Raw genomic sequence first — 26,000 nt, 5'->3', positions numbered from 1 at the left:
GCATCCTACGGTTCGTCGGCCGCCCGCCGCTCGTCTGCCAGCCTGCGCCCGACCAGCGACTTGCGGCGGCTGTAGGCGAAGTAGACGACCACGCCGAGCACCATCCAGGCGAGGAACCGCAGCCAGGTCAGCACGGTCAGGTTCAGCATCAGCCACACGCAGGCGATGATCGCCAGGATCGGCACGAGCGGCACCCACGGCACCCGGAACGACCGCTTGAGGTCCGGCCGGGTCTTGCGCAGCACGATCACCCCGGCGGAGACCAGGATGAACGCGAACAGGGTGCCGACGTTGACCATTTCCTCGAGTTTGTCCGCCTCGAAGAAGGTCGCCGCGATCGCGACCAGCACGGCCACCGCGACGGTGGCGCGGACCGGGGTCTGCTTGCCGCCGGTGTGCGCGAGTTGGCGCGGCAGCAGGTGGTCGCGCGACATCGCGAAGATGATCCGGATCTGGCCGAGCATGAGCACCATGACCACGGTGGTCAGGCCCGCCAGGGCGCCGATGGAGATGAGCTGGGCGGCCCAGTCGACGCCGTTGATGGAGAACGCGGTGGCGAGGGTCTTCTTGTCCGCGCTGCCATCGGGCTTGGTCGTCGTCGCCAACTGCTGGTACGACACCATGCCGACCAGTACGAGCGAGACGGCCACATAAAGCAGGGTCACGATCGACAGCGACCCGAAGATGCCGCGCGGCACGGACCGCTGCGGGTTCTTGGTCTCCTCTGCGGTCGTGGCGACGATGTCGAAGCCGATGAACGCGAAGAACACCAGTGAGGCGCCTGCCAGGAGACCAAACGCGCCGAACGAGCTGCCTTCGCCGCCCGCGATGACCGAGAACAGCGACTGCTCGATGCCGCTCTTACCGCTAGGCGGCGGCTGCGATTCCGGGATGAACGGCGTGTAGTTGGCGGCCTTCACATAGAAGAGGCCGAACACGATGACGAACAGCACGATCGCCACCTTGATCCCGGTGATGACAGCGCTAACTCGTGACGACAGCTTGGTCCCGATCGCGAGCAGCAGAGCCAGGAAGACCACCAGGACCAATGCGCCCCAGTCCATGGTGAGCCCGCCGAGCTTCACTAGCGTCGCCGTGCTCTGGGACGGGTCGAAGCCGAATACGTAGCCCAGAACCGTGTTGAGGTAGACCGACCACCCCTTGGCAACCGCGGCAGCACCAACGGCCAACTCCAGGATCAGGTCCCACCCGATGATCCAAGCAACGAACTCGCCGAAGGTGGCGTAAGAGAAGGTGTACGCACTACCCGCGACCGGCACGGTCGAGGCGAACTCGGCGTAGCACAAGGCGGCCAGCGCACACGCCACCGCCGCGATCACGAAGGCGATCGACACCGAGGGCCCGGCCAGGTCACCGGCGGTCCGCGCGGTCAGGGTGAAGATCCCGGCCCCGATGACCACGGCGACCCCGAAGACGATCAGGTCCCAGGTCGACAGGTTCCGGCGCAGCTTGGTGTCCGGCTCATCGGTATCGGCGATCGACTGCTCGACGGATTTTGTCCGCCACAGCCCGTTACCAGGCACCGCGGCCCCCTCTCCTTGCGAGTGAATCGGTCACGAAAGGGTAATCCTGACGGTGCATTTCCGCCGGACGATGGCAGTTGGTCGCCGGGTCCGGGCCGGTGTCCCGCCCGGGCAACCGTTCTCGTTCGGGGCGCAGGACAACCGCCCCGGTTCTGCCCGCCCGGCCCCTGCGCCCGGCTGCCCGCGCCAGGACCCTCGGCGGTGCGCACCCACGCTGAACAGGAGGAACCACCCGTGCCACGCCACGCGACCGAGGACGTCACCGGCCCGGACACCGCCGCGGCCAAAGCGCGCCCAGCCGCTAAGCCGACCGAGCGCCCGGACGTGACCGCGCTCGACATCGCCACCCTGCAGCGCAGGATCGGCAACGCCGCGGTCGCCGAACTCTTCGCCGCCGACCGCGTACCCCTGCAGCGCTCCACCGTCCCCGCCGCAAGTCCGCCCGGCCCCGCAACCACAATGCGAACCCGCAGCCGGGAGAGGCGTTTGTGATCATCACCGAGGACCAAGGAGACCGGGTGATGTCCCCGTACCACGCGGCGGCGGTGGTGGCGCGCGATGGCCAGGACTGCATCACTCTCGAGGTCTTCGCAACGGAGGCTGACGAGCCCGTGAAGGGATCGCCCGCGGCCAAGGGGTACACCGTGGGCGACGCTGCACTGTCCTTCCACGGCCACTGGCAGACCGCCTACTTCGGGGGTACCGGGCCGATCACCGTGGTCATCCAGCCACACCCCAACCTCTCGGGCTGACTGGGCGGGTCAAAGGGAGCGGGAGGGCCAGCGGAGGGCCGACTGGGGTTCTTCCGGGTCCAACCCGGCCGCCAAGGCGATGGCGCGGTCCCACTCCGGGTCGGCTGTGTAGTTACCGTGGCCGAGGGTGCCCGCGACCCAGCGCCTGCCCTGGAAGGGGCCGCGCATCGGGTCTGGGAGCCAATGGTCGCCCCCGAGGACTAGGGCGCCGGTAGGGGAAACTGTGGCTGCTGGCAAGGGACCCACGGTTCCGTCGGGACGGAAGCCGGTGCCTAGTAACTGGTTGTCGCACACCTGACGGTTCCACGTGGTGACTGCGCCGCCGAGAGGATCGGTGCCTCGGCATAGAGAGCGCCAACGGGTGCCCAAGCGTTGGGCTAGCTCGCCTAGGGATGCGTGCGGTACGGCGGCGGGGAAAGCACGCGGGTAGGCCCACTGCAGTTGCGATCCCACTGTCACTACGCCGAGGCGCTGACGTTCGGGTTCGTTCAGGACCTCCATAAGCCGGGCCGCCGTGACTGCGACGATCAGGCTGCCCTGACTGTGACCAGTTAGCACTACCCGGGTCGACGGGTCCTTCAGGTGTTCCATCACCCTTGCCGCCAACTCCGGCGCGACCTTGAGCGCGTAACAAGGCGGCACCGTCGGATGTGCCTCACGCGGCCAGAACGAAGCCAGGTCCGCGATCACGCCCAACCGGCGTCCGGCTTCAGGCTCTTGCACTGCCGTGTAGATGGCGCGCATCAGGCCGACCACCAAGGCACCCAGTGTCAGGATCCCGAGAGCGGGGAACGGGTCCATCCACAGTGGCGGGTGCAAGTCGGCGATCCTCATCGTCACCGAGATCCCCGTGCCCGCGGCAAGAACGCCCGCCAACGCCAGGATCATCCGGTGGGCGTTTCGCCGCTGCCACCCCGCGAGCCGCCAAGCACGGGTCGCAGCAGTGGCGTCCGCTGGGCGTCCTTCGTGCAAGAGGCCGATTTCGGCGTACCTCGCGGGGGTCAGCAGCATCCGCACCGCGGCGACCGCGCTGATCGGGATGGCCACCGCGAGCCCGATCGCCGCCGCCGCGCCCCACAGCAGGGTCACCTGCTCGTAGCCGCGCGGTAGGTCGATCCACTCCGAGCCGACCAGTTTGCGCAGTGAGATCGCCAGGCCCGCGCCGAACCCGCCGCCGAGGAGGGCGCTGATCGCCAGGACCGGCGCGGCCATCCAGCCACCCGCCCACGGCCGCAGTTCCCGCGCCTGGTGCGCCCAGCCCCGCCGGGCGATCAGGGCCGCGGGTACCAGGAACAGCCCCAGCAACACGATCACCGCGATCAGGCCCGCCGCGGTCGCCTCCACCGTCGGCCCGGTCCCGACCATGCGCGCAGGCAGCGGGTCGGTGATCACCCCGGCCGCCACCGCCAGCGCGGCGCCCACCAGCAGCAGCACCGCGCGCGGGAGCCGGCCGAGGGCGGTCCGCAGGTGCCGCCCGGCCCGCGACGGCTCGGCGCCGCGCGGGTCGTCCAGGGCCAGCACGCACACGACGCAGATGCCGACGACCACGAGCGCGGCCGCCCACACGCCGAAGGCCAGGCCCGGCGGGGGCGGCGAGAACGGGCCACCCACCGGGAGCAGCGCGACCAGCGCCAGCGCCGCGGTCAGGTGCAGGGCGCGCAGCGCGGGGGTGTCCGGGTCGGAGACCAGGTTGCGGCCGGGCAGTTCGACCCGCAGGTTCGGTTGGGCGTCCGGCGGGTTCGGCGCGGCCGGGGTCTCCCAGGCCACCGTCGACACCCGGTGCAGCACCAGGATGCCCAGCAGCACCGGGGCCAGGCCGACCAGCTGGCGCAGCGAGGTCGTCGACCGCAGCCAATCCGGCACCCAGTCCAGGCAGCCGGTGCCGGGCGCCAGGCACTGCGCGGCGACCAGGTCGAGGCTCACCACCGCGGCCTGCGACACCAACAGCGCGGTCAGCAGCAGTGCGGCCAGCCGGAGCAGCGACCGGTTCAGCGCGCCCAGCAGCCGGGCGGTGCGGTGCCCGCTCGGGATCGGCGGCAGCATCCAATGCGCCATGTTCGCCAGCGAGAACGGGAACAGCAGCGCCCAGGTCGCCTTGGCCATGCCGCCCGAGGTCATCGCGCCCCAGACGTAGCCCTCGACCACCCTGGGCACCGAGCGGCCCTCGGCGCGCAGCACCGGGCCGGGCGCCGGGCGCAGCAGCCGGTCGGCCGGGCGCACGATGCGGCCGACCCCGTCGCCCGCCACGTCGACCGCGGCCACCGAGGTGACCAGGTTCTCCGCGGACGTGCCCATGATGCCGTGCACCCGCAACTCGACCACGCGGGTCTCCGAGCCGGTTAGCAGCACGTCCCTCCCCGGTCACTCTCCGGCACGGATCACTCCTTTTGGTCGCCCCGTGCCCCCTGCTCCAACGGTAGTGTTCGACAGGAACCAGAAGTCTGGAGGATGTTCTCGATGACCGCAGAAGACACGCGGAGCGCGACCGGGGCGAGCTACGCGCAGACCCGAGGTGGCATCGATTTCGCCGTTGCGGACCTGTCGCTTGCCGAGTTCGGGCGCAAGGAGATCCGTCTCGCCGAGCACGAGATGCCCGGCCTGATGGCGCTGCGCCGCGAATACGCCGAGGTTTACCCGCTCAAGGGAGCCAGGATCTCCGGTTCTCTGCACATGACCGTGCAGACCGCCGTGCTGATCGAGACACTCGTCGCGCTCGGCGCCGAGGTCCGCTGGTGCTCCTGCAACATCTTCTCCACCCAGGACCACGCGGCCGCGGCCGTCGTCGTCGGACCGCACGGCACGCCGGAGGAGCCCAAGGGCGTCCCGGTGTACGCGTGGAAGGGGGAGACCCTGCCGGAGTACTGGTGGGCGACCGAGAAGATGTTGGACTGGCCGGACGGCCAGGGCCCGAACATGATCCTCGACGACGGCGGCGACGCCACGTTGCTGGTGCACAAGGGGGTTCAGTACGAGAAGGCGGGCGTCGTGCCCGCCACCGAGGACGACGACCCGGAGGAGTGGGGGCTCATCCTGGAGACCCTGCGCAACTCGCTGGCCGCCGACTCGGGCAAGTGGACCCGGGTCGCCTCCGGCATCCGCGGCGTCACCGAGGAGACCACCACCGGCGTGCTGCGGCTCTACCAGCTGGCCGCCGCCGGTGACCTGCTGTTCCCCGCGATCAACGTCAACGACTCGGTCACCAAGAGCAAGTTCGACAACCGCTACGGCATCCGGCACTCGCTGGTCGACGGCATCAACCGCGGCACCGACGTGCTGATCGCGGGCAAGGTCGCGGTCATCTGCGGGTACGGCGACGTCGGCAAGGGCTCGGCGGAGAGCCTGCGCGGGCAGGGCGCCCGGGTGGTCGTCACCGAGATCGACCCGATCTGCGCGCTGCAGGCGGCCATGGACGGCTACGAGGTCCGCACGCTGGACCAGGCCGTCGGCGAGGCCGACATCATCATCACCACGACCGGCAACAAGGACGTGGTGACCGTCGAGCACATGGCCAAGATGAAGCACCAGACCATCCTGGGCAACGTCGGCCACTTCGACAACGAGCTCGACATCGCGGGCCTGACCCGCTACCCCGGCATCCGGCGGATCAACATCAAGCCGCAGGTCGACGAGTGGGTGTTCCCGGACGGGCACTCGATCATCGTGCTGTCCGAGGGCCGCCTGCTCAACCTGGGCAACGCCACCGGCCACCCGAGCTTCGTGATGTCGAACAGCTTCTCCAACCAGGTCATCGCCCAGGTGGAGCTGTTCACCAAGCACGAGGAGTACGACCGCGAGGTCTACCGGCTGGCCAAGAAGCTGGACGAGAAGGTCGCCCGCATCCACCTGGAGGCGCTCGGCGGCACGCTCACCAAGCTCACCAAGGAGCAGGCGGAGTACATCGACGTCGACGTCGAGGGGCCGTTCAAGTCCGAGCACTACCGGTACTGAGGTCTCCACCAGGCGGTAACTGGTTCTTCCTGGCCCCGGCACGCAACCTGCGTGCCGGGGCCGCGTCTTTTCTCACCGAAAGGTGTAACAAGCCGACCCGGTCGAGCGATCTTGTGTAGTTCTGGCCTGCGCAGGGGGCATGCCAGAACCCAAGGAGCCGCCCCGGGGGGTGGATGGCACCGTGGACGGCGCCGACCCGGAGGGGAGCCGGGAGGCGCCGTCCACGGCTGTCGATTCCCGCGCTAGGTTCCTCGCGTGGGACGCCTGATCGTCATCGAGGGCCTGGACGGCGCCGGCAAGCGCACGTTGGCCGACAAGCTCACCGCCGCTCTAGCCGAGCACGGCGCCTCGGTGGGGACCCGCGCGTTCCCCCGGTATGGGGTGTCCGTGACGGCGGACTTGGTGCAAGAGGGCCTGCACGGTCGCCTCGGCGGGCTCGGTGAGTCTGTCTACGGCATGGCTGTGTTGTACGCACTGGACCGCCAGGGAGCCCTAGAGGACCTCTCGTCCGACCTGGCTTCCTTCGACATCTTGCTGCTAGACCGCTATGTCGCGTCCAACGCTGCTTACGGTGCCGCCCGCCTACATGAGCCAGCCACCGGCGACTTCGTCTCTTGGGTCAAGACCCTCGAGATCGACCGCTTCGGCCTCCCAGTACCCCACGCCCAACTCCTGCTACGCGTTTCGGCAGAACTAGCGGCCTCCCGAGCCACCCACCGCGAAACCGTCGACGCCCGCGCCCGGGACACCTGGGAATCCGACACCCCCCTCCAAACCCGCGTCGGCGAGGTCTACGACCAACTGGCCGCATCCAGCTGGCTCTCCCCCTGGCACACCGTCGACGGCAGCACCCCCCTGGACGTTTTCTCGCTAGCCGGATCCCTCCTGACCTGATCCTCGCTACCGTCAGTCACGTGCGTCGAGACCCACCCATCACGCTGCGGGGCGCTCTCAAGATCCTCGGTTACCACGACCGGCCCTGGTTGGACCGGCTGAACGCCCTGCTCGGCGGGGTCGTCCTCGGGTCGGGCCCGATGGGCCTGGTCGGTGGGGCGTTCGCCGCGATCTGGGGGATGGTCGACCAGAAGACCGAGGCCATGACCATGGTGCGGGGCGCGCTCAACGCCGTCAGCGACCGCTTGACCGGGGCGAACGGCCTCTACCGGCAAGACCTCGTGGTCGCCGCGCACTCCATGATCGCCCTGGCCGCCTACTTCGACGGCGTGCCCGAGTTGGCGCTCTCCGACGCGGACAAGGCCAGGATCGCCGAGCTCGACGTCGCCGAGGGCGAGTCGCTGGTGCAGGCCCTGTACCTCGGCGAGATCCCCACCCCGTCGGCCTCGGTGTCGTTCGAGGCGAACGTGCAGGACCTGGTGGCCTGGGCCGGGCACCTGGAGCTGGAACTCGGCGCGCTGTTCGCCGTCAGCACCGACCGCGACGAGTTCGTCCGCCGGTACCGGTCGCACTTCCTGCAGGTCGCGGCCAAGGTCCCGGAGTTCCGGATCTGGGCGGACATGGCCGCTCACGCGGGGGTGCACCGCGGGCTCGCCGACCTGACCCGGTTGCTCGCCAACGGCCCCCGGTGGCACCTGCGCGACCACCGCGCCCTGCTCGACCAGGCCAACCAGGACGAGCTGAGCAGGCCGATCGTCGACCGGCGCTCGTCGGTGCCGATCTTCCCCGCGGTCGAGGAGATCTTCCAGACGCCCCGGTACCGGTTCGCCACCCACGACCGGTACAGCAGCATCGGTGACGAGAACTGGTGGCGGTCGCAGTACGTGTACGAGGACCTCGCGACCAAGCTCGCTAAGCACTTCAGCACCCCGCAGGCGCTGACCGGCCCGCTCCTGCTGCTCGGCCACCCCGGCGCTGGCAAGTCGTTGCTGATGACCGCCCTCGCGGCCCGGCTGCCCGCCACCGAGTTCACCGTGGTCCGGGTGCGGTTGCGCCACGTCGACGCGGGCAGCACGGTGTTGAGCCAGGTCTCGCAGGCCCTCGACCAGGCGACCAACAACCGGGTCGGCTGGGCCGACCTCGACGACGGCGCCACGACCATCCGGGTCGTCCTGCTCGACGGCCTCGACGAGCTGCTGCAGGCCACCAACGCCGACCGCACCGGCTACCTGCGCGACGTGGAGCAGTTCCAGCGCACGGAAGCCAACATGGGGCACCCGGTCGCGGTCGTGGTGACGTCGCGGACCCTGGTCGCCGATCGGGTGGTGGTGCTGCCGGGCACGCCGGTCGTGAAGATCGAGGAGTTCGACAACCGGCAGATCGTCGCCTGGTTGTCGGTCTGGAACAACATCAACACCGCCGCGGGCGTGCGGCCGCTACCGGTCACGACCGCGTTGGACCTGGCCGAACTCGCGGGTCAGCCGCTGCTGTTGATGATGCTCGCGGTCTACTGCGCCACCCCCAACGTCCCGCTGCCGGACGCCAAGATGTCGCTGGCCGACCTCTACGGCAGGTTGATGACCAGCTTCGCCCGCCGTGAGGTCGAGGAGAAGGGCCCCGAGAACACCTACCCGGAGACCGCCATCGACACGCTGCTGTGGCGGCTGTCGGTGGCCGCGATCGGGATGCTCAACCGGGGCAAGCAGTTCATCTCGGAGTCCGCGCTCACCGCGGACCTGGCCGCCCTGGGTGACCGCGTCCCGTCCGGCGGGCGGTTGCTGAGCAAGTTCTTCTTCATCCACGCGCCGGAAGCCAAGACCGGGGCCGGTTTCGTGCGCGGCTACGAGTTCCTGCACGCCACGTTCGGCGAGTACCTGGTCGCCCACAGGGTGGTCGAGATTCTGCGCGATGTCGCCGACAGTTCCGATGGCAGGCGCGCGATCCACGAACCCGACGACGAGTTGCTGTTCGCGCTCCTATCGCACCAGCCGCTCGCCATACAGCGCCCGGCCATCGACTTCATCGCCGAACTGCTGGGCAGGGTGGAGCAGGCCGAGCGCGAGCGGGTGGTGCGCGTTGTCGACCACCTGCTGCGGGACTACCGGCATCGCAGGCAGCCGAGCAGGTTCCTCACCTACTTACCGGAGGCCACCGACCAGGTGCGCAAGCTCGCCGCCTACTCGGCCAACCTGGTGCTGATCCGCGCGTACATGACCACCGGGTTCACCACCGCCGAGTTGGCTGTGGACGGCGGCTGGAGCAACACCGTTCGGCTGTGGGAGGCCGGGTTCGACGGCCAGGGGATCTCGGCGATGGTGCACAGCGTGCAGTACCGGGACGGCCGGGTCTTGCCCGAGCCGCGGAGCGTGGACAACGACGACGTGGCGATCGCCCGACTGCGTGGCGTCGCGTCCGTCGAGCGGCTGATGCGGTTCGGGTTCGCAGTGTCGCCCGGGAACCCTCCCGTGGAGGAACCGGAGACCTACACCGGCCTGTACTGCACGTTGGCAGGGGCTGCTGTCGGCAAACGCGTGGAAGGCGCCTCCCTGCCCCCGGGACCTCTGCCGTTCCACGTCGCCCTGCTCGCCGAGTGGGTACTCCTCACCCGTTCCCCGTTCTGGGACAGGGAGTCCGCCAAGCACTTCGCGAGCTGGCTGACCTCGGTGTACCCGCAGGTCAGGCCAGAAGTGCTCATGGTGGTCGATCGGGCGCGCCCGGAGGTGCTCGGCCAAACCCCCGCGCGGACCAGTGAGTGGCATGACCCAGCCGACCTGGTCAGGTTCATCAGTTGGGCGATAGCTCCCTTAAAGCGCGCCGACTAGCTCTGTGCCCCAGACGGCGATTTCCGCCTCTATGTCGAGCGGCCGGGGCGGGCCCGACTGCTCCATCTCCTCTGTCACCCGGTCTCGCGGCACGAACCACGACACCTCGAACTCAACGCCGTCTGGGTCCTTTGCGTAGAGGGACTTCGAGACGCCGTGGTCGGAGGCGCCTACTAGGGAGCCGACTTCGGTTAGTAGTCGTTTGAACTCGGCTAGTTCGGCGAGGGTGTGGACGGACCAGGCCAGGTGGTAGAGGCCTACGCCGCCCGGCTGCTGGCCTGGGGCGTCCAGGCCGACCTGGAAGAGGCCTAGGTCGTGGTCGTTGTCGGAGTCCGGGGCGCGCAGGAAGGCGGCGCCGGGGAATTGGGTCACCGGGCGGAAGCCGAGGACCTCGCCGTAGAACGCCACGCTGCGGTCGACGTCGCGGACGTAGAGGACGGCGTGGTTGAGCCTTCTGATGCCCAAGGGGGTCCTCCTGATCGGCGGTCCAGTTCAAGTTTCAACGATACTCGACGGCGGGTGCTGCGCGAACGCGCGCGCGGCAGTGCGACGATGTGCGCATGAAGGCACGAGTGCTGGTGGTTGACGACGACCCGGCCCTCGCCGAGATGCTCACTATCGTGCTGCGCGGCGAGGGATTCGACACGGCCGTGGTGGCTGACGGCTCTCGGGCGCTGCCCGCGCTGCGCGAGCTGAAACCCGATCTCGTGCTGCTCGACCTCATGCTCCCCGGCATGAACGGCATCGACGTGGCCAAGGCGATCCGGGCCGAGTCCGGCGTGCCGATCGTGATGCTGACGGCCAAGAGCGACACCGTCGACATCGTGCTCGGCCTGGAGTCCGGCGCCGACGACTACGTGGTGAAGCCGTTCAAGCCCAAGGAGCTGGTCGCCAGGGTGCGGGCCCGGCTGCGGCGCACCGAGTCCGAGCCAGCCGAGACCCTCGGCATCGGCGACCTGACCATCGACGTGCCGGGGCACGAGGTGACCAGGGACGGCAAGGCCATCCAGCTGACCCCGCTGGAGTTCGACCTGCTGGTGGCGCTGGCCCGCAAGCCGCGCCAGGTGTTCACCCGCGAGGTCCTGCTCGAGCAGGTCTGGGGCTACCGGCACGCCGCGGACACCCGGTTGGTGAACGTGCACGTCCAGCGGCTGCGGTCCAAGGTGGAGCGCGACCCCGAGCACCCCGAGGTCGTGCTGACCGTGCGCGGGGTGGGGTACAAGGCGGGCCCTCCGTGACCGAGCCCGTCCGGTGACCAGCCTGTGGCGCTGGCTCCTCGGCGCCGCCCGTGGTGTGCTCGCCGCGGGCAGGCGCCGCTCCGGCGCGTACAGCGACCTGTGGCGGCGCTCGCTGCAGCTGCGCGTGGTCGTGAGCACGCTGGCGCTGGGCTCCGCGGTGATCTTCGTGCTCGGCATGGTGCTGCAGAACCAGATCACCGAGCGGCTGCTGGGCACCAAGGAAGAGGCGGCGATCGCCCAGACCAGGAACGCGGTCCAGATCGCCGAGCGGGAACTGGCCGGTACCCGTGACTCCGACCCCATCCGCGACAGGCTCAACAGCGCCGTCAACAAGCTGACCAGCTCTTCGCCTGACCAGTCGGCGGCAGGCCCGGCAGGCGCGTTCGAACCGGTGCTGGTCAACGACGCGCCGTACATCTCGCCTAGTGACGTCAAGTTCGCGGGCCCGTACGAGAACGTCCCGCAGTCCTTGCGCGACTTCGTGCTGAGCAGCCCGAACCGCACGGTTTCGCAGATCTACACCGTTGAGCGCAACGGCGAGCGGACGACCTACCTGATCGTCGGCGTTCCGGTGGCCACCACTAGTGCCGCATTACGCCTCTACATGCTGTACCCGCTCGCTGCTGAGCAGCGAACCATCGGCGTTGTGCAGAGCACTCTCGTCGTTGGTGGCTTGGTTCTCTTGCTTCTCCTGGCTGGCATCACCAACCTCGTCACGCGCCAGGTAGTGCTACCTGTGCGGCGCGCGGCTAGAGCCGCTGAGCGGTTCGCCGACGGTGAGTTGGGCGAGCGGATGGTCGTCGCCGGCGAGGACGACGTGGCGCGGTTGGCCGAGTCGTACAACGAGATGGCCGCCAGCATCGAACGCCAGATCCGCCAGCTCGAGGACTTCGGCCAGCTCCAGCGCCGGTTCACCTCGGACGTCTCGCACGAGCTGCGCACCCCGCTGACCACGGTCCGGATGGCCGCCGACGTGCTGCACGCCTCGCGCGCGCAGTTCCCCGCGGGCCTGGCCCGCTCCACCGAGCTGCTGGTCGACGAGCTCGACCGGTTCGAGTCGCTGCTAGGTGACCTGCTGGAGATCTCCCGCCTCGACGCGGGCGTGGAGGAGCTGGTCGCCGAGTACACCGACCTGCGCGCGGTCGCCAGGCGCGCGGTGGAGTCGGTGCGGGTGATCGCGCGCAACGCTGGCTCGGAGATCGTGCTCGACCTGCCCGAGGAGGACGCGACCGCGGAGGTCGAGTCCCGCCGGGTGGAGCGGATCCTGCGCAACCTGCTGGCCAACGCGATCGACCACGGCGAGGGCAAGCCGGTGGAGCTGACGATGGTGTTCGAGGGGAACGCGGTCGCGGTGACCGTGCGCGACCACGGCGTTGGTCTGCGCACCGGCGAGGCCGACTTGGTGTTCAACCGGTTCTGGCGCGCCGACCCCTCCCGCAACCGGCACACCGGCGGCACGGGCCTCGGGCTCGCGATCAGCCTCGAAGACGCCCGCCTGCACGGCGGCGGCCTAGACGCGTGGGGCGAGCCCGGCGAGGGCGCCTGCTTCCGGTTGACGCTGCCGGTCGAGCAAGGGGTGGAGTACGAGGACAGCCCGTTGCCGCTGCCGCCCGCCGACGCGCGCCCGATGACCCAACCCGCCCCACTGCCGTTGTCGGTGCCGGAGGAGGCCTACCCGTGATCCGGTTCGTCCTCGCCGTGTTGTGCGCGCTCTTGCTCACCAGTTGCGCCAACATCCCCGACCGGACGCTGCCCAAGGTCGTCGTCGAGGCCACTGAGGAACAACCGCGCCAGATCGGCAAGCCCGCCCCAGGTCTCGACCCGTTCAACCTGGTGCAGGAGTTCGTCAAGAACGCCGGTACCCCGGACGCCGCGCGCACCTACCTCACCGAAGACGCCAAGCCCGGTTGGAAGGGCACTGGTGTCCCGACGATCATCCAGGACGAGTTCAAAACCGTCCCGCAGGCAGTGCAAGAGGGCCGCGACCCGAACAACGAGCAGGTCGTCATCCTCACCGCGACCTCTATAGGCAGCCTCTTCGGCGACTGGTCGTTCGTGCCGCAGGTCCAATCCCTGGAATACCGGGTGATCATCCAGCGGCAGGACGGGCAGTGGCGCATCGCCGAGCCGCCGAACGCGGTGCTCATCCGCGAGGCGGACTTCGCGAAGAGCTATCGGCGGGTCAATCTGGAGTTCTTCGACCGTGAGCAGCGGGTCATGGTGCCGGACCCGCGCTACATCCAGATCGAGCCGCGGCAGAGCCTCTATGGCCGAGTCGTGGACCTGTTGCTGGGTGGGCCGTCGGAGTCGCTCAAGGGCGCGGTGCGCAACGAGCTGGAAGGGCTGGCGCTCGACACGAACGTCCTCCAGGAAGCCGACGGCGGCGTGCTCATCAACTTCAGCAAGCTGGACAAACCTCTAGAGGACAGACAGCGAATAGCGGCCCAACTGGTCCGCTCCCTCCGCGAAGTCACTACGAGCCCGTTGCGGATCCGCACTCAAGGGCTGCCGTTGGTTCCTGGTCACGAGGATTGGACTACCAACGAGCCGGGGACTTACGACGCGCTGTCGGCGTTAAAGGCAGACCTGCTCGGTTTGGCTGTCGTCAACGGTCGCCTCGTGTCATTGCGCGACGGCAAGCCGTTGGAGGGGCCGACAGGGAATGGCGCCTACGACGTCGTTAGCGCTGCGCAGTCCCTGGACGGCAACCTGCTCGCGGTCGTGCAGCGCGTCGCTGGCGGGATGAAGCTGCGCGTAGGTAAGGCGGACGGTGAACTCCCCGAGGTAAGCCTGCCTGCCGCAGCCACCCTCACCAGGCCCACCTGGTTGTTCGCGGGCTCTACGGAGGCCACGCCCAACGAGGTGTGGACGGTGCAAGACGGGACCTTGGTGGTCCGGGTCGAGCGCACCGCCGAGGGCAAGTGGGAAGACTTCCCCGTCGACGCCTCTGAGTTCACCCGCAACGGCGGCACCATCACCCAACTCCGGCTGTCCCGCGACGGCGCCAGGGTCGCCGCGGTGGTCAACGGCGAGATCCGCGTGGCCTCGGTCGTGCGCAACAACGACGCGGTGATGATCCGCTCCGGCCGCACCCTGCAGTCCGGCATCGTCAAGGACGTCGTCGGCCTCGACTGGCTCGACCGGCTCACGGTGATCGCCGCGACCGACCTCGCCATCCGGCCGGTGGTCAGCATGTCGGTCGACGGCTACTCGTACACGACCTACAACAAGACCAACTTGACCCTGCCGGTCACCGCGGTCACCGCCGCGCCGGGCCGGGCCACGATCGTCACCGACGGCTCCGGCATGTGGACCACGGGCGAGGCGGGCAAGGTCTGGCAGTACCACCAGTACAACCTCGGACCGGGATCGCTGCCGTTCTTCCCGGGCTGACCAGGGGTTCTCGGCGGCCTGTGGACAACTTCGCGCACGGCCGCCGGGAACCGGTCACCCTGGCGGCATGCGATTTCCCCTGCTCGCCATGACCCTGTGGACAACTTCGCGCACGCCGCTCGCGGTCCGGTCACCCTTGGCGCGTGCGAAAGCTCCTCGACCTCCTGATCCCCGATCCCTGCGCCGGGTGCGGCGCGCCCGGCTCGCCTTGGTGTCCCACCTGCGCGGCAACACTGCGCGGTCTCCGGACCGTCGAGCGCACGGCCACCCGCGGGCTCCCGGTCTTCGCCCTCACGGCCTACGGCGGCCCCGTGCGCCGAGCGGTCATCGCCTACAAGGAGCGCAACCGGCGGCCGTTGGCGCTGCCGCTCGGGCGCGCGTTGGCCGCTGCTCTCCCCGCCCTGGCTGAGCGCGTGCCCGCGGTGGCCGCCGTGTGCCCCGGGCCGGTCACCCACGGGTACCCCGGCCACCCCACGCCAGGGGACGCCCAGCCGGGCGGTCCGCTGTGGCTCGTCCCGGCGCCCTCGCGGCGGCGGGCGGTGCGGCGCCGGGGTGGGCACCACATGGAGCGGGTCGCCCAGGTCATGGCCGCAACGCTCGCCACGGCCGGAACGACCACCGAGGCCGGGGCACCCGCGGCGGCTGGGGTGCCCCCTGGGACTGGGCCGCTCACCGGGGTGGGCGTGGTGGCCCAGGTGGCGCCGGTGCTGCGGCTGGCCGGGGCCGCGCGGGACTCGGTCGGGCTGGACGCCGCCGCGCGGGCGGCCAACCTGGCGCGGCACCTGTCGGTCGAGCCCTCAGGAGTACCCCCGGCGGGTGCACCCGTTCTGGTGCTCGACGACGTGGTCACCACCGGTTCGACCGCCGCGGCGTGCGCGCGGGCGCTGCGCGGCGCGGGCCTGCCGGTACTCGCCGTGCTCGCCCTCGCCGAGACCGTGTGACGGGAGCCCGGTCCCACACTCTGGTACCCCCGATCGAGTGATGGGCGGTCGGGAACCGTAGGCCGTTCGGGGTCGTTGGCCGGGTATGACAGCGAGCAGGCGAGTGGTCTTGGGCCCGGTGGCCCAATCCACGAGCCCGGTCGCCGGAACACGTTTCGCCGCTGCTCGGTCCTCGGCTGTGCGCCGCTCGGGGGAACCCCTTCCCCGGCGCGGGCGCGGCGGGCACCCCGCTCGGCCGCACGGGTCCGCACGGCCGTCGCTGGACGTCACGCTCGGTCGCGAACGGATGTCGCCCGCCTCGGGGGCTGTTGCTCAACCGAAACCCGGGCTAACGTGCTGCGCTATCACCGTTCCCGGTTGGCAGGGAGGAGGCGAGGAGCCCATGACCCTGGTGCCGGTGGAGCGCTGACCACGCGGGGCGCAGCTTCGACAACGCCCCAGGTCACATCCCGTCCTGGACTTGGAATCCAGATCACCCCGGCGCCAAGCACCGAATCACCGCAACCAGCACTCGCAGCAGCGAGGGAGGTCGTGTATGGACATCGTGGTTAAGGGCCGTAACGTCGAGGTTCCGGAGCACTACCGGACACACGTCGAGGAAAAGCTGAGCAGGCTCGAACGCTACGACCGCAAGGTCATCCGCTTCGACGTCGAGCTGTTCCACGAGCCCAACCGCAGGCAGTCCAAGAACTGCCAGCGGGTCGAGATCACCGGGAAGGGCAAGGGTCCCGCCGTGCGGGCGGAGGCCTGCGCAGGCGACTTCTACGCCGCGCTCGACCTGGCCGTCAGCAAGCTGGAGAACCGCCTCCGCCGCCAGCACGACCGCAGGCGCGTGCACCACGGGCGACGCACGCCCACCTCGGTCGGCCAAGCGATCTCGGCCGCGATGCCGATCGCGACCAACGGCTCGGCCCACCCCGCGGGCGGCACGACCGTCCTGCAGGCCCCCGAGCACGAGGCCCCCGAGTACAGCGGCGCCACCAACGGCAGTCACGTAGACGCCGACCTCGCCGCCGAGTACGGCGGCGTCCCCCTGCCCCGCGGGCGCTGGGACGACGACGAGGACGCCCTCCCCGGCCGCGTGGTGCGCGAGAAGGAGCACCCGGCCAAGCCCATGACCGTCGACCAGGCCCTCTACGAGATGGAACTGGTCGGACACGACTTCTACCTGTTCGCCGACGCCGACACCGGGACCCCCAGCGTCGTCTACCGGCGCCACGCCTTCGACTACGGCGTGATCAAGCTCGTCTGACCCCGCTCCCACGCACCGCGTGCCCCGGGGGACCAGTTCCCCCGGGGCACCACCATGCCCGCGGCACGCCCGTGCGCGGCCGCCGGTCCCGTTGAAGATCGCCTGGTCATCGCGACCGTGGTCCGTTCCCACCGCAACACCGGCGCCGGGTGCGGAACCTCCGGCGCCGGTGGGCCGTTGGAGCTGTGGCGGGCCTCACCCGGGTAGCCTGCGCCGCACCTGCGTGCGGTGTCGGTGCACGCCGCGGAGCGGGTTGCCTACGATGACGAACAGGAGCGTCCGTAGCGGGCGCACGACTATCAGCTAGCGAGGTCGACTCGGATGGTGCTGTCCCGGATCCTGCGCGCGGGCGAGGGCAAGACGCTCAAGCGGCTGCGCAACATCGCAGCGCACATCAACTCGCTGGAGGACGATGTCGTCGCGCTCTCCGACGACGAGCTGCGCGGCAAGACAGCGGAGTTCCAAGAGCGCTACCAGAACGGCGAGTCGCTCGACGAGCTGCTGCCGGAGGCGTTCGCGGTGGCCAGGGAGGGCGCCAAGCGGGTGCTCGGCCAGCGGCACTTCGACGTGCAGCTCATGGGCGGTGCCGCGCTGCACCTGGGCCAGGTCGCCGAGATGCGCACCGGTGAGGGCAAGACGCTCACCGGCGTGCTGGCCGCCTACCTCAACGCCCTCGCGGGCGACGGCGTGCACGTCATCACCACCAACGACTACCTGGCCAAGCGCGACGCGGACTGGATGGGGCGCATCCACCGCTTCCTCGGCCTGACCGTCGGGGTGATCCTGTCCGACATGACCCCGGCCGAGCGCCGCGAGGCCTACAACTGCGACATCACCCACGGCACGAACAACGAGTTCGGGTTCGACTACCTGCGCGACAACATGGCCTGGTCGCTCGACGACATGGTCCAGCGCGGGCACCACTTCGCCATCGTCGACGAGGTCGACTCCATCCTGATCGACGAGGCGCGGACCCCGCTGATCATCTCCGGTCCGGCCGACCAGTCCTCGCGCTGGTACCAGGAGTTCGCCCGGCTCTCGCCGATGCTGCGCCGCGACACCCACTACGAGGTCGACGAGCGCAAGCGGACCGTCGGCGTCACCGAGAAGGGCGTCGCGCTCGTCGAGGACCAGCTCGGCATCGAGAACCTCTACGAGGCCGCGAACACCCCGCTGGTCGGTTACCTCAACAACGCGCTCAAGGCCAAGGAGCTCTACAAGCGCGACAAGGACTACATCGTCCGCGACGGCGAGGTCCTCATCGTCGACGAGTTCACCGGCCGCGTGCTGTCGGGCAGGCGCTACAACGAGGGCATGCACCAGGCCATCGAGGCCAAGGAGGGCGTGGAGATCAAGGCCGAGAACCAGACCTTGGCCACGGTCACCCTGCAGAACTACTTCCGGCTCTACAGCAAGCTCTCCGGCATGACCGGTACCGCCGAGACCGAGGCGGCCGAGTTCCACACCACCTACAAGCTCGGCGTGGTGCCGATCCCGACCAACCGGGACATGGTCCGCAAGGACCAGGCCGACCTGATCTACAAGACCGAGGAGGCGAAGTTCCTCGCCGTCGCCGAGGACATCGCCGAGCGGCACGAGAAGGGCCAGCCGGTCCTGGTCGGCACCACCAGCGTCGAGCGCTCCGAGTACCTGTCGAAGCTGCTGGTCAAGGCCGGTGTGCCGCACAGCGTGCTCAACGCCAAGCACCACGAGAAGGAAGCCGCGATCATCGCGGGCGCGGGCCACAAGGGCGCGGTCACCGTCGCGACCAACATGGCCGGTCGCGGTACCGACATCGTGCTCGGCGGCAACCCGGAGCACATCGCCGAGGAGTCGCTGCGCGCGCGCGGCCTCGACCCGATCGAGACCCCCGAGGAGTGGCGCGCCGCGCTGCCCGCCGCGCTGGAGAAGGCGGAGCAGGAGGTCAAGGCCGAGAAGATCGAGGTCCAGAAGGCTGGCGGCCTCTACGTGCTCGGCACCGAGCGGCACGAGTCGCGGCGCATCGACAACCAGCTGCGCGGCCGCTCCGGTCGACAGGGCGACCCCGGCGAGTCCCGGTTCTACCTGTCGCTGGGCGACGAGCTCATGCGCCGGTTCAACGCGGGCATGGTCGAGCGCGTGATGACCGCGATGAACGTGCCCGAGGACCAGCCGATCGAGGCCAAGATCGTCACCCGGGCGATCCGCAGCGCGCAGACCCAGGTCGAGCAGCAGAACTTCGAGATCCGCAAGAACGTCCTCAAGTACGACGAGGTGATGAACAAGCAGCGCAAGGTGATCTACGCCGAGCGGCTGCGGGTGCTGCAGGGCGAGGACCTGCGCGAGCAGATCGGCCGGATGCTCAGCGACGTCATCGACGCCTACGTGACCGGGGCGACCTCCGACGGCTACTCCGAGGACTGGGACCACGCCAAACTGTGGACCGCGCTCAAGCAGCTGTACCCGATCGGTGTCGAGTGGGAGGCCTTGATCGACCAGGCCGAGGCCGACGGCAAGGACATGGACCACGAGTTCCTGCTGAACGCGATCACCGAGGACGCCCTGCGCGCCTACGCCGCGCGCGAGGCCGAGATCGACGGCAAGGTCGGCGAGGGCGCCATGCGCGAGGTCGAGCGCCGGGTCATGCTCTCGGTCCTGGACCGCAAGTGGCGCGAGCACCTCTACGAGATGGACTACCTCAAGGAGGGCATCGGCCTGCGCGCGATGGCCCAGCGCGACCCGCTGATCGAGTACCAGAAGGAAGGCTTCGAGATGTTCAGCGCGATGCTCGACGCGCTGAAGGAGGAGTCGGTCGGGTTCATCTTCAACGTCCCGGTCGAGCCCGCCGAGCCGGAGATCCAGTTGGCGCCGCAGCCGACCGCGCTGCCCAGCGTCAGCAACGACCCCGAGGCGCAGGCGCGCCAGGCCGAGCTGCAGGCCCGCCAGGCCAGGGCGCAGGCGGTGCAGGACCGGGTCCGGGCCGAGCAGGCGGCGGCCGCCGCGGCGGGCGACAAGCTCCCGCCCGCCTTGCGCGGCAAGGGTTTCGAGGGCCCCGCCCCGCAGCGGCTCAACTACACCGGTCCCGCTGAGGGCGGTGGCGTCGAGTCGCACTCCGACGGCGCGAACGGTGACAACGGCGGGAGCGGCACCCGCCGCGAGCGCAGGCAGGCCGCGCGCGACTCGGCCAAGAAGGGCCGCAAGGGCCCGCGTCGCTGACGTTAGCTCTCCAGCCGGGTGGTGGACGGGATGCCTCGTCCGCCACCCGGTTTGTCGTTAGAACCCCATGAACCGCAGGGTCGTGCAGCGCCACTGCCCCGCCTCTTGTTCCCATCGACCCACACACGCCTTCACGTGCCAGGCTTCCGGTTGTCCCATCGGCACGATCCGCACTGTTGACGCCACCTCCATTACCCCGGCTGCTGTCGCCGCTGTGTGCAGCCGCAGCAGCCGGTAGTGGGTCTTACCGCCGTCGCGCGCTCGCGTCAGGATTCCCTCATAGGCGTCGCCGGGCAGCATCCCGTGCAGTTGCCATGCCTGCCTCTTACCTTCGAGCGTCTCCAACACCAGGGTCAGCAATCGCCAAGAGGCCTCACGTGGCGCGCCGCGAATGGTGCGCGTGCGAGCGGTGGCCGCGGGCGGGGTGGACCACCGATCCTCAAAGGCCTCGATCAGCGGCGGTTCGAAATCCTGCAAGATGTCTACCTGCACCGGTTGGCTCCCTCGATCCGGGGTTTCGCCGGGACAGAGCCGTTCTGGGCGGTTCTCGCGCACGGTGATCACCGGAAACGGTGATAATCGGGGGATGGAAGCGCTGCTGGTGGATTACGCGGGTGTGTTCACCGACGAGGGCATGCCCGAAGTCGTCGCTCGGATGCGCGCGCTTGGGCTTAAGACGGCGTTGCTGTCCAATGCGGATTCCGTCCCGGCAGCGCTACCGGACGTGTTCGACGCGGTAGTCGTATCAGGTGCTGTTGGCGTCGCCAAGCCAGAACCGGGGATCTACCACGACACGGCGTCGCGGTTGCAGGTGGCGCCGCAGCAGTGCGTGTTCGTCGACGACGTGGCCGACTACGTGCGCGGGGCCGTGCGGGTCGGCATGGTCGGCGTGCACCACCGCGACCTCCAGTCCACAGTGGAAGAACTGGTGATCCTCTTCGACCTAGCGGGATCGGCGGACTAGCTCGAAGCACAGCACGGCGGCGGCGGTCGCCACGTTCAGTGACTCCACCCCGCCCGCCATCGGGATCGACAGCCAGCGGTTGACCCGGGGCCGCACCGCGTCGGTCACCCCGGAGGTCTCGCTACCCAGCACGAACGCCGCCTGGGCGGGCAGCTCCGCGTCGAACACCGTGCGCTTGGCACCCGCGTCCAGCCCGTAGAGGGGGTAGCCCGCGGCCCGCAGCTCGGCGGCGGCCTCACCGGCGGTCGCGCAGCGCAGGACCGGGGCGGTGAACGCCACCCCGGCCGAGGCCTTCACCACCAGCGGGTCCAGCCCGGCGACCCCGCGCCGGGGCACCACGATCCCGCCGATCCCCGCCGCGGTGGCGGTCCGCAGGATCATGCCCACGTTCGCGGGCGTGGTGATCCCGTCCAGCAGCAGCACCGACGCCGGGCGCTTCCTGGCCGCGAGCGCGTCGGTCAACGTGCGCATCCGGGGCGCTACCACGTCGGCCAGCACGCCCTGGTCCTGCTTCCCGTTGCCCGCCAACACCTTCACCCGCTGCGCGGAGGCCCGGTGCACCGGCACGCCCCGGTCGCGGGCGGCGTCGACGATCTCGCGCGCCGCGATGCCGTGCGCGTTGTCGGCGAGCACCACCTTGTCGACGGTCAGCCGGGTGTCGGCCAGCGCCTCCAACACCGGTTTGCGGCCGTAGACGGTCACGAACCGGTCCTTCGGGGACGCGGCGGGCTCTCGGGACATGGCGAGCAGCATCGCACGCGCCGCGCTCGGCCCTCCGCACCGCCCGGGTTGTGCCAGTATCGGGCCATGCCCGACCGCTTGTCCGCCCTCGACGCGTCGTTCCTCTATCTAGAGGACGCGGCGACGCCGATGCACGTCGGTGGGGTCGCCGTCTTCCGCAAGCCGCGTGCCGGGTTCGACCACGCGCGGCTGGTGAAGCTCATCGAGCAGCGCCTACCGCTGGTACCCCGGTACCGCCAACGCGTGGCCGAGGTACCAGGGCACCTCGCCCGCCCGGTCTGGGTCGACGACCCGTCCTTCGACGTCAACTACCACGTCCGACGGTCAGCCCTACCGCGTCCAGGTAGCGATGAGCAGCTGCACGACCTCGTCGCCCGTCTTATGGCGCGCCCGCTCGACCACACCAGGCCTCTATGGGAGGCATACCTGGTCGAAGGTCTTGCCGAAGGTCACGCTGCCCTGATCACTAAGACCCACCTGGCGCTCGTTGACGGTATCCGCACGATCGACTTCGGCCAGGTCATCCTCGAACCCGAGCCTCTTACCGACGATCAGCCCGATGACGAGCCGTGGGAGCCGCGCAGGCTGCCCGGCCCGACCCGGCTGATCCTCGACGCGGTCTCCGAGACCGTCCAGCGCCCCCGCGAGCTGGTCGAGAACGTGCGCTCCGCCGTCGGCGACGCGCTGGCCACCACGCAGAAGGTCGCGGGGGTGCTGGGCACCGTCGTCTCCGCCATCGGCATCGCGGCCCGACCGGCCCAGGCCAGCCCGCTCAACGCCCCGGTCGGCCGGGCCCGCCGCTACGCCGTGGCGCACGCCAGGCTCGACGACCTGCGCGACGTGCGCGCCCGCCACGGCGGCACCGTCAACGACGTGGTGCTCACCGCGGTCGCCGGGGCGCTGCGCTCCTGGCTGCTCTCCCGCGGGCTGCAGCTCACCGCGTCCAGCACCGTGCGGGCCATGGTCCCGCTCGCCGTGCGCGACTCCGACGGCACCGTGCCCGGCATGCTCGGCAACCAGGTCACCGCGCAGCTGGTCGACCTGCCCGTCGGCGAGCCGAGCCCGTTCGTCCGGTTGCACCACATCAGCCACGCGCTGCGCCCGCACAACGACTCGGGCCGCTCGGTCGCTGCGTCGGCGCTGCTGCGAGTCGGCGGGTTCGCGCCGCCGACGCTGCACTCGCTGGGCGCGCGGGCGGCCGCCTCGTTCTCGCAGCGGATCTTCAACGTGGTGGTGACCAACGTGCCCGGCCCGCAGGCGCCGCTCTACCTGGGCACCGCCCGGATGACCAGGATGGTCCCGGCGATGCCGCTCACCCGCAACCAGGCCCTGGCGATCGGGGTCACCTCGTACGACGGCGGGGTGTACTTCGGCCTGACCGGCGACCGCAAGGCCATGTCCGACGTGGACGCGCTGGCGCGGATGCTGGAAGAGTCCGTGGAAGAACTGTTGACGACCGTGAGAGCGTGAATGAGTTGAGGGTCTACATACCGGCGACGGTGGCGATGCTGCGGGAGTTGAACGCGGACGGGGAACTGGCCGCGATCACCGGGACCGCGTTCGCGCTCACCCCCGCCCTGCGCGAGTCCTACGCGACCGGCGGCGACGAGGAGTTGGAGTACGTCGCCATGCTCGACGCGGCCAAGGCCTCGCTGCGGCTGATCGGCGCCGAGCTGACCACCGATCCGGACGTCCCGATGCGCCGCGCGGTCATCGCCGCCGACGTGGACGGCGCGCAGCTGCGCCCGGACCTGGACCACTCGGTGGTCAAGCTGGCCGGGCCGGTGCCGCTGAAGGTCATCGCCTCGGTCCACCTGGACACCGAGGAGGCGGCCGTCGCCGTGCGCGCCGCCGTGGCGGCCGTGGACGCCGCCGACATGGGCGACCCGGACGCGGAGTTCGTGCTCGGGGACGCCGAGGACCACGAGCTGGCCTGGTACGCCCCGCAGGAGTTGCCCTTCCTGCTGGAGTTGCTGTAACCGGGAGGTCATCCCATGACAGGATGTACGCGAGTGTGCGGGCCACGAGCGTGCCCACCCGCCGCGACCGAGCAGACACCATAGGGAGGCGAGCCACACGATGGACGCCGTTTCGTCCGTTCCCGACCCGTTGAACGAGCCGGTCGGCTCGTACGCGCCCGGCACCCCCCAGCGCGCGTCGCTGGCGGCCCGGATCGCGGAACTGGAGGCCGAGCAGGCCGAACTGACCATGACCATCGGCGGCAAGCAGCGGATGGCCGGTGGCGACCGCATCGACGTCGTCCAGCCGCACGACCACCAGCACGTGCTGGGGGTCACCGCGCAGGCCACCACCGCCGACGTCGCCGACGCGGTCGCCGCGGCCAAGGCCGCCGCCCCCGCGTGGCGCGAGCTGCCCTTCGACGAGCGCGCCGCGGTCCTGCTGCGCGCCGCCGACCTGCTCGCCGGGCCGTGGCGCGACACCATCAACGCCGCCACCGTGCTCGGCCAGTCCAAGTCGGCCCAGCAGGCGGAGATCGACAGCGCCTGCGAGCTGATCGACTTCTGGCGGTTCAACGTCGCCTTCGGCAGGCGCCTGCTGACCGAGCAGCCGGAGTCCTCGCCCGGGGTGTGGAACCGGTTCGACCACCGGCCGCTGGACGGGTTCGTCACCGCGATCACCCCGTTCAACTTCACCGCCATCGCGGGCAACCTGCCCACCGCGCCCGCCCTGATGGGCAACACGGTCGTCTGGAAGCCCTCGCCCACCCAGCAGCTCGCCGCGCACCACACGCTGCGCCTGCTGGAGGCCGCGGGCCTGCCGCCGGGCGTGATCAACCTGGTCACCGGCGACGGCCAGGCGCTCTCCGAGGTCGCGCTGACCGACCCGGACTTCGCGGGCCTGCACTTCACCGGCTCGACGCGCACCTTCAAGCACCTGTGGCGCCTAATCGGCGACAACCTCGACACCTACCGCTCGTACCCGCGCATCGTCGGCGAGACCGGCGGCAAGGACTTCGTCGTCGCCCACCCCTCGGCCGACATCGCGTCCGTCGTCATCGGCCTGGTCCGCGGCGCGTTCGAGTACCAGGGCCAGAAGTGCTCGGCGGCCTCGCGCGCCTACATCGCCCGCTCGCTCTGGGAGGGCGGCCTGCGCGACCAGCTCGCCGACCTCACCAAGTCCCTGTCCTACGGCGACGTCACCGACTTCAGCCACTTCGGCGGCGCCGTCATCGACGCCCGCGCGTTCGCCAAGCACAAGGACGCCCTGTCCGCGGCCGCCGCGAACTCCTCGATCGAGGTCCTGGCAGGCGGCACCGCCGACGACACCGTCGGCTACTTCGTCCAGCCCACCGTCCTCGTCGGCAGCGACCCCCTGCAGGACGTGTTCACCACCGAGTACTTCGGCCCCATCCTCGCCGTCCACGTCTACGAGGACGCCGAGTACGCGAAGGTCCTGGAACTGGTCGACACCTCGTCCCCGTATGCCCTGACCGGCGCCATCTTCGCCACCGACCGCACGGCCGTGGAACAGGCCCACAAGGCTCTCCGCTTCTCCGCGGGCAACTTCTACATCAACGACAAGCCCACCGGCGCAGTCGTGGGCCAGCAGCCCTTCGGCGGCTCCCGAGCCTCCGGCACCAATGACAAGGCCGGCAGCATCTACAACCTCCAGCGGTGGGTAAGCCCCCGCTCCATCAAGGAAACATTTGTCCCGCCAGTGGACCACCGTTATCCCCACATGGGCTGATCTGCACTTAAAGCGGGGCCAACGCATCCTTGCGTTGGCCCCGCTTTTCATTTTCGCAAGTCGAGGTGCCAGCTCAGCTTCCGTCAGGTTCGCCCCAACCCGCTTGCCCGGCCTCTGGGCTCGGAAGCAGCAATGCCATCTCGGCCTCCGTCAGGTCCGCCCCAGCCCGCAAACCCGACCCTTGGCTGGACACTCAGAGTCGGCGGTGCCAGCCTGCCCCCCGTCGGGTCCGCCCCAACCCACCTGCTCAGCCCTGGACACTCGGAACGGCCGGTGCCATCCCAGTCCGCTCTCGTCGGCCCTGCCAACCCAGCCCCTGGACGCTCGGACCCGCCGGTGCCAACTCGACTGCCGTCAGGTCCGCCCCAGCCCACCTGATCACCCCGCGCTCCTCGGAGTCGCTGGTGCCAACTGCTCGATGGGGCGGACTTGTTTTGCGTGGGGGGACAACACCCGTAGCGTTTCCGCGCGGCAGGGCCTGCTTTTGGGCCCCTGCTGTGCGGTTCTGCGTCGGGTGTTGTAGGGGCCCCGCGCAAAACAAGTTCGCCCCATCGAGCTCGTCGCATTGTCGCGTTTCCCGCCGATGTTGCCGCCAGGCGACGAGGCGT

General features: G+C 69.9%; 20 protein-coding genes. 15 read left to right on the top strand and 5 right to left on the bottom strand.

Annotated features, from left to right (window positions below; genetic code table 11):
• Positions 1–5: 5 nt before the first annotated feature.
• Positions 6–1,544, bottom strand: a complete 1,539-nt coding sequence (locus tag LV75_RS23790; protein ID WP_253889212.1) for an APC family permease — start codon at positions 1,542–1,544, stop codon at positions 6–8.
• A gap of 234 nt (positions 1,545–1,778) precedes the next feature.
• On the opposite strand from LV75_RS23790, the gene LV75_RS23785 reads away from it, so the two are divergent.
• Both LV75_RS23785 and LV75_RS23780 read left to right on the top strand, forming a co-directional pair.
• The gene (locus LV75_RS23785) at positions 1,779–2,036 is read left to right on the top strand and encodes a hypothetical protein (protein ID WP_253889211.1); all 258 of its coding nucleotides are present in this window, start codon (positions 1,779–1,781) and stop codon (positions 2,034–2,036) included.
• Positions 2,033–2,296: a hypothetical protein gene (locus LV75_RS23780; RefSeq protein WP_253889210.1), complete on the top strand. Its 264-nt coding sequence runs from the start codon at positions 2,033–2,035 to the stop codon at positions 2,294–2,296. Before LV75_RS23785 ends, LV75_RS23780 begins: the two co-directional genes overlap by 4 nt.
• 9 nt (positions 2,297–2,305) lie before the next feature.
• On the opposite strand, the gene LV75_RS23775 is transcribed toward LV75_RS23780, so the two are convergent.
• The gene (locus LV75_RS23775) at positions 2,306–4,645 is read right to left on the bottom strand and encodes a hypothetical protein (RefSeq protein ID WP_253889209.1); all 2,340 of its coding nucleotides are present in this window, start codon (positions 4,643–4,645) and stop codon (positions 2,306–2,308) included.
• 108 nt (positions 4,646–4,753) lie between these two features.
• Between LV75_RS23775 and ahcY the strand changes: the two genes are divergently transcribed.
• The 3 genes from ahcY (at position 4,754) to LV75_RS23760 (ending at position 9,960) form a co-directional block, all read left to right on the top strand.
• Positions 4,754–6,244, top strand: coding sequence for an adenosylhomocysteinase (ahcY, locus tag LV75_RS23770; RefSeq protein ID WP_253889208.1), 1,491 nt, complete (start codon positions 4,754–4,756; stop codon positions 6,242–6,244).
• A 255-nt stretch (positions 6,245–6,499) separates the two neighbouring features.
• Entirely contained in the window at positions 6,500–7,138 is a 639-nt protein-coding gene (locus LV75_RS23765) for a dTMP kinase (RefSeq protein ID WP_253889207.1), read from the top strand.
• A gap of 20 nt (positions 7,139–7,158) precedes the next feature.
• Positions 7,159–9,960, top strand: a complete 2,802-nt coding sequence (locus LV75_RS23760) for an NACHT domain-containing protein (protein WP_253889206.1) — start codon at positions 7,159–7,161, stop codon at positions 9,958–9,960.
• On the opposite strand, the gene LV75_RS23755 is transcribed toward LV75_RS23760, so the two are convergent.
• Positions 9,943–10,425 carry a VOC family protein gene (locus tag LV75_RS23755; RefSeq protein ID WP_253889205.1) on the bottom strand — a complete coding sequence of 161 codons (483 nt, stop codon included), beginning with the start codon at positions 10,423–10,425 and terminating at the stop codon, positions 9,943–9,945. The two genes, LV75_RS23760 and LV75_RS23755, sit on opposite strands and share 18 nt — an antisense overlap.
• 95 nt (positions 10,426–10,520) lie before the next feature.
• On the opposite strand from LV75_RS23755, the gene mtrA reads away from it, so the two are divergent.
• The 6 genes from mtrA to secA all read left to right on the top strand — a co-directional run bounded on the left by mtrA (position 10,521) and on the right by secA (position 19,979).
• Positions 10,521–11,198 carry an MtrAB system response regulator MtrA gene (gene mtrA / locus LV75_RS23750; RefSeq protein ID WP_204448811.1) on the top strand — a complete coding sequence of 226 codons (678 nt, stop codon included), beginning with the start codon at positions 10,521–10,523 and terminating at the stop codon, positions 11,196–11,198.
• 13 nt (positions 11,199–11,211) lie between these two features.
• A complete protein-coding gene (mtrB, locus tag LV75_RS23745; RefSeq protein WP_253889204.1) occupies positions 11,212–12,879 on the top strand; it encodes an MtrAB system histidine kinase MtrB in 1,668 nt (555 codons plus the stop codon).
• Complete coding sequence (locus LV75_RS23740; protein ID WP_253889203.1) at positions 12,876–14,591, top strand: LpqB family beta-propeller domain-containing protein; 1,716 nt, start codon at positions 12,876–12,878, stop codon at positions 14,589–14,591. Before mtrB ends, LV75_RS23740 begins: the two co-directional genes overlap by 4 nt.
• A 143-nt stretch (positions 14,592–14,734) precedes the next feature.
• Positions 14,735–15,532, top strand: coding sequence for a ComF family protein (locus tag LV75_RS23735; RefSeq protein ID WP_253889202.1), 798 nt, complete (start codon positions 14,735–14,737; stop codon positions 15,530–15,532).
• Between the two features lie 535 nt (positions 15,533–16,067).
• Positions 16,068–16,784: a ribosome hibernation-promoting factor, HPF/YfiA family gene (hpf, locus tag LV75_RS23730; protein ID WP_253889201.1), complete on the top strand. Its 717-nt coding sequence runs from the start codon at positions 16,068–16,070 to the stop codon at positions 16,782–16,784.
• Between the two features lie 321 nt (positions 16,785–17,105).
• Positions 17,106–19,979: a preprotein translocase subunit SecA gene (secA, locus tag LV75_RS23725; protein ID WP_253889200.1), complete on the top strand. Its 2,874-nt coding sequence runs from the start codon at positions 17,106–17,108 to the stop codon at positions 19,977–19,979.
• Between the two features lie 57 nt (positions 19,980–20,036).
• On the opposite strand, the gene LV75_RS23720 is transcribed toward secA, so the two are convergent.
• Complete coding sequence (locus LV75_RS23720; RefSeq protein ID WP_253889199.1) at positions 20,037–20,543, bottom strand: Rv3235 family protein; 507 nt, start codon at positions 20,541–20,543, stop codon at positions 20,037–20,039.
• Positions 20,544–20,565: 22 nt separating this feature from the next.
• Here LV75_RS23720 and LV75_RS23715 point away from each other — a divergent pair, with 22 nt between their 5' ends.
• Entirely contained in the window at positions 20,566–20,943 is a 378-nt protein-coding gene (locus LV75_RS23715) for an HAD-IA family hydrolase (protein ID WP_253889198.1), read from the top strand.
• Here the strand turns inward: LV75_RS23715 and LV75_RS23710 are convergent.
• Positions 20,923–21,684, bottom strand: coding sequence for a TrmH family RNA methyltransferase (locus LV75_RS23710; protein WP_253889197.1), 762 nt, complete (start codon positions 21,682–21,684; stop codon positions 20,923–20,925). The two genes, LV75_RS23715 and LV75_RS23710, sit on opposite strands and share 21 nt — an antisense overlap.
• 66 nt (positions 21,685–21,750) lie before the next feature.
• On the opposite strand from LV75_RS23710, the gene LV75_RS23705 reads away from it, so the two are divergent.
• The 3 genes from LV75_RS23705 to pruA all read left to right on the top strand — a co-directional run bounded on the left by LV75_RS23705 (position 21,751) and on the right by pruA (position 25,392).
• A complete protein-coding gene (locus LV75_RS23705) occupies positions 21,751–23,154 on the top strand; it encodes a WS/DGAT/MGAT family O-acyltransferase (protein WP_253889196.1) in 1,404 nt (467 codons plus the stop codon).
• Between the two features lie 5 nt (positions 23,155–23,159).
• Positions 23,160–23,663, top strand: coding sequence for a DUF6912 family protein (locus LV75_RS23700; RefSeq protein ID WP_253889426.1), 504 nt, complete (start codon positions 23,160–23,162; stop codon positions 23,661–23,663).
• A 100-nt stretch (positions 23,664–23,763) separates the two neighbouring features.
• On the top strand, positions 23,764–25,392 hold the full coding sequence (gene pruA / locus LV75_RS23695; protein WP_253889195.1) for an L-glutamate gamma-semialdehyde dehydrogenase: 1,629 nt from the start codon (positions 23,764–23,766) through the stop codon (positions 25,390–25,392).
• Positions 25,393–26,000 lie beyond the last annotated feature (608 nt).

It is taken from the genome of Actinokineospora diospyrosa (genome assembly GCF_024171925.1).
In the GTDB taxonomy this organism is placed as follows: Bacteria; Actinomycetota; Actinomycetes; order Mycobacteriales; family Pseudonocardiaceae; genus Actinokineospora; species Actinokineospora diospyrosa.
This window is presented reverse-complemented; position numbering and strand designations above follow the sequence as displayed.

What these genes read in the sequence shown, in the direction of transcription:
- ahcY (WP_253889208.1), top strand. Translation starts at nt 4,754, where the DNA reads ATGACCGCAGAAGACACGCGGAGCGCGACCGGGGCGAGCTACGCGCAG.
- mtrA (WP_204448811.1), top strand. Translation starts at nt 10,521, where the DNA reads ATGAAGGCACGAGTGCTGGTGGTTGACGACGACCCGGCCCTCGCCGAG.
- hpf (WP_253889201.1), top strand. Translation starts at nt 16,068, where the DNA reads ATGGACATCGTGGTTAAGGGCCGTAACGTCGAGGTTCCGGAGCACTAC.
- secA (WP_253889200.1), top strand. Translation starts at nt 17,106, where the DNA reads ATGGTGCTGTCCCGGATCCTGCGCGCGGGCGAGGGCAAGACGCTCAAG.
- LV75_RS23715 (WP_253889198.1), top strand. Translation starts at nt 20,566, where the DNA reads ATGGAAGCGCTGCTGGTGGATTACGCGGGTGTGTTCACCGACGAGGGC.
- LV75_RS23710 (WP_253889197.1), bottom strand. Translation starts at nt 21,684, where the DNA reads ATGTCCCGAGAGCCCGCCGCGTCCCCGAAGGACCGGTTCGTGACCGTC.
- LV75_RS23705 (WP_253889196.1), top strand. Translation starts at nt 21,751, where the DNA reads ATGCCCGACCGCTTGTCCGCCCTCGACGCGTCGTTCCTCTATCTAGAG.
- pruA (WP_253889195.1), top strand. Translation starts at nt 23,764, where the DNA reads ATGGACGCCGTTTCGTCCGTTCCCGACCCGTTGAACGAGCCGGTCGGC.